Annotated in this window: 5 protein-coding genes; 2 read left to right on the top strand and 3 right to left on the bottom strand. The window is 62.8% G+C overall.

Annotated elements, in window-relative coordinates; translation table 11 throughout:
- From HMPREF1023_RS09835 to HMPREF1023_RS09825, 3 genes are all read right to left on the bottom strand, one after another.
- The coding region (locus HMPREF1023_RS09835; protein WP_009306132.1) for a DmsC/YnfH family molybdoenzyme membrane anchor subunit at positions 1 to 494 on the bottom strand (494 nt) is incomplete at its 3' end.
- The gene (locus HMPREF1023_RS09830; protein ID WP_009306131.1) at positions 494 to 1,159 is read right to left on the bottom strand and encodes a 4Fe-4S dicluster domain-containing protein; all 666 of its coding nucleotides are present in this window, start codon (positions 1,157 to 1,159) and stop codon (positions 494 to 496) included. The genes HMPREF1023_RS09835 and HMPREF1023_RS09830, both read right to left, overlap by 1 nt.
- 3 nt (positions 1,160 to 1,162) lie before the next feature.
- Positions 1,163 to 4,306, bottom strand: a complete 3,144-nt coding sequence (locus HMPREF1023_RS09825) for a molybdopterin-dependent oxidoreductase (protein WP_009306130.1) — start codon at positions 4,304 to 4,306, stop codon at positions 1,163 to 1,165.
- 359 nt (positions 4,307 to 4,665) lie between these two features.
- On the opposite strand from HMPREF1023_RS09825, the gene HMPREF1023_RS09820 reads away from it, so the two are divergent.
- The gene (locus HMPREF1023_RS09820) at positions 4,666 to 6,048 is read left to right on the top strand and encodes a LuxR C-terminal-related transcriptional regulator (RefSeq protein ID WP_232228708.1); all 1,383 of its coding nucleotides are present in this window, start codon (positions 4,666 to 4,668) and stop codon (positions 6,046 to 6,048) included.
- A gap of 318 nt (positions 6,049 to 6,366) precedes the next feature.
- Positions 6,367 to 7,548, top strand: a complete 1,182-nt coding sequence (locus HMPREF1023_RS09815; RefSeq protein ID WP_009306128.1) for an ATP-binding protein — start codon at positions 6,367 to 6,369, stop codon at positions 7,546 to 7,548.
- Positions 7,549 to 7,734: the final 186 nt, after the last annotated feature.

Here is a 7,734-nt window from a genome sequence, read left to right as displayed (position 1 = left end):
GCTGCGGCCATGAGGAACGCGAACGTCGCGGGCCCCAGCACGCAGGCGTTGCCCAGGACGTAGAGGATCCACAGCACGCTGTCCCACGCGGGGCGGGCGGCCATGGTGTAGGAGTGCGCCATCACGGCGACCAGCACGACCGACAGCGCGACCGACAGCCAGGCGAGCCATTTGGGCACGCTGGCCCCGTCGTCGGAATTGCGCAGCATGACCAGGTAGGCCACGGCGACGACCGCCAGCACGACGATGGCGATCAGCTCCTGGGTGATGCCGCTCGTCAGGTGGCCGAAGCCGTTGAAGATGCGCTCCCAGTGCTCGAGGTGGAAGAACACCGCGATCCCGCCGAAGGCCAGAAGGACGGCGCTCGCGATCCAGGCCGGGACCTGCGCCTTCTTCCCGACGCCGAACGCGGCCATCAGAGCCTGCGTCCCGAACAGCCCCGCGCTCCACGCCACCAGCGTGGTGAACACGATCAAAGGCCACTGGAGCTCCATTATTCATCACCCTTCCAGTCGCGGTTGCGCAAGATGAACGCGAAGCACGGGTCGTTGCCTACGTTGGGCAGATGGTGCACGTCGGTGCCGGTGTCGAAGTCCTTCACCAGCTCGCCCAGCGTCACGCGGTTGCCCGCGTACAAGCCATCGTACGAACGGTCGGCGCTGTAGCCGACGGCCGGAGCCTCGAACGACTCGATCCCCTGCTCCAAATCGCCGAAGAAACGCGCGCGGCCGCCGCACTGGATGACGCACTGCGGCAACCCGCCCTGCCCCACGATCTGCGAGCACAGGGTGCACTTCTCCACGACGCCCTCCTCCTCGTTCAAATAGCGGACGTTGTAGGGGCAGCTCATCGCGCAGAACTGGCAGCCGATGCACTTCGCCTTGTCGATCTGCACCGTGCCGTCCTCAAGCTTGTGCGAGGCGCCCGTGGGGCACACCTTGACGCACTCGGGGTCGGCGCAATGCTGGCACTGCACGGGCAGGTAGTACATCTCAACGTCATGCGACGACGTAGCACCTTCCTTCAGAGAAGGACCGATGCGCAGCACCTTGTTCCAGTAGCTGCCGATGGGAACGTTGTTCACCGCCTTACAGGCCACCATGCAGCTCAGGCAGCCCACACACCGGTTGAGATCGGTGGCGATCGCGTACTGCGTCATAGCCTACGCCTCCTTTCGAATCTCGTAGTTCGGCAGCCATTCCTTCAGGCGCGGATCGGAGGCATCGTAGATGATCTCGGTGCCGTCCTCGGGCGCGCAGGGGATGACCTTGCCGTCGGGGCAGTTCTCGGGCGTCGCCTTGTATATCTTCACCGGCACGCCGCGCATGTGATGCGAGCTGATGAACTTGTCCTGGCCGTGCGGATCCCAGATGCATTCGATGTTCGACAGCATGCAGCCGTGCGTCGGGGCGGGCAGCTCCGGGAACCACCAGGCATGCTCGGCGTTCGCCCAGCCTTTCGCGATGCCATGGTACAAATCGACGCTCTGGCGCACCTTGCCCCACTCGGTCTCGATCCAAGCCCAATCGCCCTGCTCCAAGCCCAGTTCCGCAGCGTCGGCCGGATTCATCTCCAGACGCGGCGCAGGCCACAGCTCGCGGCACCACGGCAGCTGGCGATGCTCGGAGTGGAAGTACACGGGGATGCGGCGACCGGTGGTCAGGATGATGGGATACTCTTCCAGGTCGATCTTGCCGCCGTCGGCGGACGACGCGGGCGGCTCGTAGTTCGGCATCATCTCCTTGATGGGATCGAACTTGCCCGGCTCGAACTCGTTGGCCATGTCGATGCAGTAGGTTTCGAACGCCATAGACCAGAATTCCACGAGCGCGTTGGGCGTGGGGCAGCCGAAGTTGTTCACCGGCTGGCCCGAGTCGTCGACCGACCACGGAGCAGCCGTGCAGGCGTCTTTGCCCATGCGCATCCAACCGGTCTCGAAGCGGCGGTAGGTTCCCCAACGGTCGGGCTCGATCTCCTTCGCGTTGATCCAGCCGTTCTCCTGGAAATCCTCTTTGAAGTCCTCGAAATGCTCCCATTTGCAACCCGGATACCGCGTGTCGAAACCCGATTTCTCGTTGTGGGCCTGGAACCACTCCTCCAGGCGGTCGTCGTGGTGGTATGCGCCCGGGCCATCGCCCTTGATGCTCATCCACGTCCCGTTGGGATTGCCCTGCTTCTCGAGAGCCTCGAAGATCAGGCGGTTGATGTCGTAGTCGAACTTGGTGTCCGCCGGCGGCTCGATGGCGCGCTGCGTCAAACCGATGCCGCCGGACGCGCCCTGGCTCACACGGATGTTGTTCAGCTCCGTCCAGTGCTGGCACGGCAAAATGATGTCGGCCATCTCGGTACCGGGATGATGGAACATGTTGATGTCAACCCAGAAATCCAGCTTGGACAAGGCCTCCCATGCCAGCGTCGCGTTCGACATGTTCATGAACGAGCCGGATTCGTTGATGCCGCCCTTGAGCGGATACGGATCGCCGTTGATGCATGCTTCCCAGATGCACGTGGCATCGGCCCACTCGTTGTAGTACGGCAGGATCGGGAACTTCTCGGCGCCCACCATGTTGCTGAGAATCTCGCGCCGGTCGGGGATGTTCGTCGGCTCCAGCTTGACGTCGGGCAGGTAGAACGGCGGGCACTGCGGCTCGCCCGTGATGGCCTCCATGCCCTTGAGGGTCCACTTGACCTCCTGCGGCATGTTGACGCCGGGAGCGGCGGTGGCCTGCTCGTCGACCGGCGTGCGGGTCAGGCCGCGATTGCCGGCCGGGCCGTCGAAGTTGCCAGTCATGTAGGACAGGTGCAGAACGGCGCGCACGGTCTGAGCGCAATTGCCCACCTGGTCGGGAGCGAGGTTCAGATGGATGCCGCCATTGCCGTAGGTCTGGCCCTCAGGACGCGTCGCCCACGCGAGGCACGCCTCCTCCACGAGCGCCGGATCGAGGCCCGTCTTCTCCTGGCACCACTCCGTAGTGCACTCCTTCACGGATTCCTCCAGGTAAGCCCACACGGGCTTGGCAACGTGCTTCGTGCCGTCTGCCAGCTCGATCTCGTGCGTCCCCTTCAGATCGAAGTCGATGCCGGCCTCCTCCAGCTCCCAGTAAGACAGCGGGGGAAGATAGCCTTCCTGCGACGTTCCCTTGTACACGACTTCCATCTGATCGCGCGTGGGGGCGACGTGGTTGCAGCCTTCCCATTGCGTGGCATCGGCGTCCCAATACACCAGGCCGCCCGCGCCGTCGTTGGCGTTCTTGTTCCACGCATAGAACTTGTGGGGGCTGCCGCCCTCTTTCAGGTCACTCTCCTTCAGAAGACGGGTCTTCAGCTTCGTGCCGATGAGATCCTCCAAAGGCGGCACTTGGACAGGCGATGACAGATCGATGTAGCGGCCGTCCGTAGGCTCCATGTCCTCGACCACCAGAAGCGACGCATCGGTCCAACGCTTCACGAACTCCCAGTCCACCAGGTCGTGCTCGATGATGATGTGCTGCCAGCACAGCGCGAGCGCGCCGTCGGTGCCGGGCTTGAGATTCAGCCAGTAGTCGGCCTCCTTGCCCGAGCCGGACAGGCGCGGGTCGATGCAGATGTGTACGTCGGCCTCATTCATCTTGTCCACCAGGTTGCGGCAGCTGTCATCGTAGTTGGAGTTCTCGGGCGCGGTTCCCCACTGCACGTACACGCGCGGCCCGTCGCGCAACGCCATCCACGGGGCGCCGTCGACCGAGCTGATCCACCCCATCAGGCGGCGCGGCCCCTTGCAGATCTCGGAGGCAACGTGCGCGTTCGGGGTATCGAACAGCCATTTGTAGAACGCATAGGGGCCGTATACCCACTGGCGCGACGTACCCGCCATGTTGAAAATGGACTGCCCGCCGTACCGGTCGATGATCTGCTGGAACTTCTCACCGATGGTCTGCATCGCCTCGTCCCACGTGATGCGCTGCCAGCCGGGGTCCTCGCCCTTGGGATTCGTGCGCTTCATGGGATGGTAGATGCGATCGGGATGGTACGCCGCCTGGATGGACGACTGCGACTTGCCGCAGCAGTTACCGCTCGACTGGAACGACGACTGATCGCCCTCCACCTTGACGACGCGACCGTTCTGCACGGTCACCCACACGCCGCACTCCATCTTGCCGCAGCCGCGGCAACACGTGCGCACGCGCTTGACGTCGTCGCCGCGCGCAGCCGCGCCGGCATCCTCGGCCAGCGCCGCGTTCGGGGCGGCGGCCGTGCAGGCCACGGCAGCGCCCGTCACGGCAGCCAGCTTCGTGAACGCACGGCGCGTCAGATTGAGCTTTCCCATTCCTCCTCCTTCTCCGTCTCGTCCTTCGCGGCGGCCGCGGCTTCCGCGCCCGCTGCTTTGTTCGAGCATGCGCCGCGATGCCGTTAGGCGCATCATGCGTTTCTGCGAAAAGTCGAGCGAAGCAGCCGCTGCAACATCATGCGTTTCCCATGATTTTGGCGAAACCCCTGATAAATGAAGCATGACGTCAAACATCAACATAACGGGCCACGCAAGCCGGAAGGATCGAGCACGCTATAATGAGCCGCAGGGGATCGAGATCTTGAGGGGGAATTCTCGTGACGCACATGCCGAAACCGCTGACAACCGCTCGGGATCGATTGCGGGAAACGTCGCCGCGAAGCCTTCTGAACCTGCGCATGGTCGGCTTCGCCTTGGCGCGCGCCTGGGTGTACCTCATGTTCCTGGGCACCGCCACTAGCTCCATCACCTGGAACGGCGAACCGCTGCCCGGAGGAGCGTATCTGGGGTCGACGCTCGTGCTATGCGCCACCTTGTTCGCGAGCGCGATCTTCCATCGGCGCTTCGCGACGCTTATCAATCGCCGCGCCTTCCGGTTCCTCGGACCGGCCCTCACCACCGTCGGCACGCTTGCACTCGCCTACGCGACGCTGCCAGATGCTCCGTCGATCGAGCTATGCGCGCTGGGCTCGATCTTGACCGGTGCCGGATCGGGATTGATCGATCTGGGGTACGGCGAGCTGTACCGCAACGTCGATCCTCGTCGCACTTCGTTCGAAACGCCGCTCGCCTTCCTCATCGCGGCGGCCCTCTTCCCCGCCGTGCTCGCCTTGCCGCCCGTTGGAGCATGCGTGATCTGTGCGCTGCTGCCCGCGATTTCCGGTTGGATCCTGTTCGTGAAGCTGAAAACGTGGTCGTCGAAAATCGAACCCGTCGTGCAGCCTTTCGAGATCCACTTAGGCAAGTTCTCCTGGAAGATCGGCATATGCGCATGCCTCATCGGCATGGCCGACGGCGTAGTGCGCGCGGTTTTCATCACCGCGAACGCCGCGACCGTGGACACCTTCTACCGTTTCCCCTTGCTGTGGTCGAGCCTGCTTACCATCGCCATCATCTACGGCTGCGTGCTGTTCTCCAGCAAGACGGGCCTGCGCCCCGTGTACCGCTCCGTGATGCTGGTCATGGCCGTGTTCTTCATGCTTCTGCCCGTGTTCACCGGTTTCTCCGAAATCGAGAGCACCATCGCGTTGGCGGGTTACGGCACGTTCAACGTGCTTATCTGGATACTGCTCGCCGACATCTCGTTCACGTACCGGCTGTCGGGCATCATGGTGTTCGGCATCGGCTGGGGCATGGTGACGCTCGGCGTGCTGCTGGGCTCGTCGTTGGGACAGTTCGTGTGCACGTTCGCGCCGTTCTCGCCGCAAAGCCTCAGCCTGATCGCACTCATGGCCACGCTGGCCATCCTCATCTCGTACATGTTCGTGTTCAACGAGAACGACCTCATCGCGCTGGCGAAGGGCGACGAGGATAAGGACGCAGCCGAACCGAAACGCCAGCGTTTTCAAGATCGCTGCAAAGACGTGGCCGGCGAGTACGGCCTGTCGCCGAAGGAAACCGAGATCATGATCCTGTTCGCGAAGGGCCGCTCGAGCACCCGCATCCAAGAGGAGCTCTATCTGTCGCGCGGCACGGTGACCACGCACCTGCGCCACATCTACCAGAAGATGGACGTTCATGGCAAGCAGGAGTTCCTCGACGTGATCGAAGGACGCGAATAGTTTTCACGCCCGCCGCACACGCAAGGTCAACTTCGTCCGTCCAGTCGCCGGCGCCCTGGAGCCCTTCTTCGGGGTCGATTCGTCGTTTGCAGGGAGGGTGCGGGGAGGCGAGCCGTGCTCGAGAAGGGCATCGGAATTGGAGGAACCAAAGGGCGGGAGCCCGAGTGTCTCACGTGAAACATTTGTTCTTTTACCTCAGGATGTTTCACGTGAAACATCCGTTCTTTTGCGGCCAGTGTTCTTAGGCATCAAGGCGTTGCTTGTCCGCTGAGCAAATTTGCGCTACTATTGAGCAAATTTGCTCAATAGGAGGCGACCATGCACGAATACCGCAGACCTCTCGTCAACACGCTCGTCGCACGCATGCGAGAACCTCGCCGCTTCATCCAGATGCTCGTCGGGCCGCGCCAAACCGGCAAGAGCACTGCGATCAGACAGGCGCTCGCCCAGGTCGACCTTCCGCGCCACGTCGCCTTGGCAAGCATCGACTCCTCGAGTCGCGACTGGCTTCGCGCCCAATGGCTCCAAGCCCGCAACCTCATCAACGAGGGGTCGCCATCGGCATTACTCGTCATCGACGAGGTGCAGCTGGTCAGCCAATGGTCGGCCGTCGTGAAGGAACTGTGGGACGAAGATACCTGGAGCGGCATCGACCTGCGCGTGGTTTTGACCGGATCGTCGTCGATCCTCCTTCAACGAGGCCTGGTCGAGGGACTTACCGGTCGATTCGAAACGATCCGGAGCACCCATTGGGAATTCGCCGAATGCAAGGATGCGTTCGGCTACTCCCTCGATGACTTCCTCTTCTTCGGCGGCTATCCCGGCGGAGCGGCGCTCAAAGACGACGAGCAACGCTGGCTCAGCTATATCAACGATGCCGTGATAGAGCCCAGCATCTCGAAAGACGTCATCGCCCTCGAAGAGGTGCGGAAACCCGCGCTGATGCGCAAGCTCTTCCACCTCGGCGCGCCGTATTCCGGGCAGGAGCTGTCGTACCGCAAGATCCTGGGCCAGCTCGACGACGCAGGGAACACAACGACCGTCGCGCACTACCTCGACCTTCTCGACGGAGCCGGACTGCTTTGCGGCTTGCAGAAGCACGACCCCAAACTCATCAGGGAGAAGGCGAGCTCGCCCCGCCTCATGGTGTACGACACCTCCCTCATGACGGCAACGTATGGACGCTATCGCGATTTCCTTCTCACCGATCCCGAGCGCAAAGGGCACCTGGTCGAAAGCGCTGTCGGGGCGTTTCTGCTAGCGCAGTCCAAAAAGCAGAACTTCGAGGTTCATTGGTGGAGGGAAGGCTCGAACGAGGTCGATTTCGTGCTTGCGCAGGGAGAATCCGTAACCGCCATCGAAGTCAAAAGCGGACGCGTGAAGTCGCTCAAAGGCCTGACGGCGTTCGTTAACCTCGTGCCGCATGCGCGAACCCTGGTGGTCGGCTCGAGTGAATGCCCACTCGAAGCGTTTCTCCACGGCGACGTGCCGCTGCTTTAGCGTCTGGACGCCCCGAAGCCCTCTTCGAGGGCGATCCGTCGTTTGCAAGGGGGTTTGGGGAGACGAACCGCGCTCGGAGGGGGCTTCGGGGTCGGAGGGGTGCGGAAGGGGCGGAACCCGGATGCTTCACGTGAAACATCCGTTCTTTTGCTGCCGATGTTTCACGCGGAACAATTCGCCCGGAGG

Origin of the sequence: Eggerthella sp. 1_3_56FAA, from assembly GCF_000185625.1 — a bacterium.
Taxonomy (GTDB): domain Bacteria; phylum Actinomycetota; class Coriobacteriia; order Coriobacteriales; family Eggerthellaceae; genus Eggerthella; species Eggerthella lenta.
Note: the sequence above shows the minus strand (reverse complement) of the source record. Positions and strands in the feature narration are given on the sequence as shown.

Coding starts and splice junctions, on each gene's coding strand:
- HMPREF1023_RS09830 (WP_009306131.1), bottom strand. CDS start 1,159: ATGACGCAGTACGCGATCGCCACCGATCTCAACCGGTGTGTGGGCTGC.
- HMPREF1023_RS09825 (WP_009306130.1), bottom strand. CDS start 4,306: ATGGGAAAGCTCAATCTGACGCGCCGTGCGTTCACGAAGCTGGCTGCC.
- HMPREF1023_RS09820 (WP_232228708.1), top strand. CDS start 4,666: ATGGTCGGCTTCGCCTTGGCGCGCGCCTGGGTGTACCTCATGTTCCTG.
- HMPREF1023_RS09815 (WP_009306128.1), top strand. CDS start 6,367: ATGCACGAATACCGCAGACCTCTCGTCAACACGCTCGTCGCACGCATG.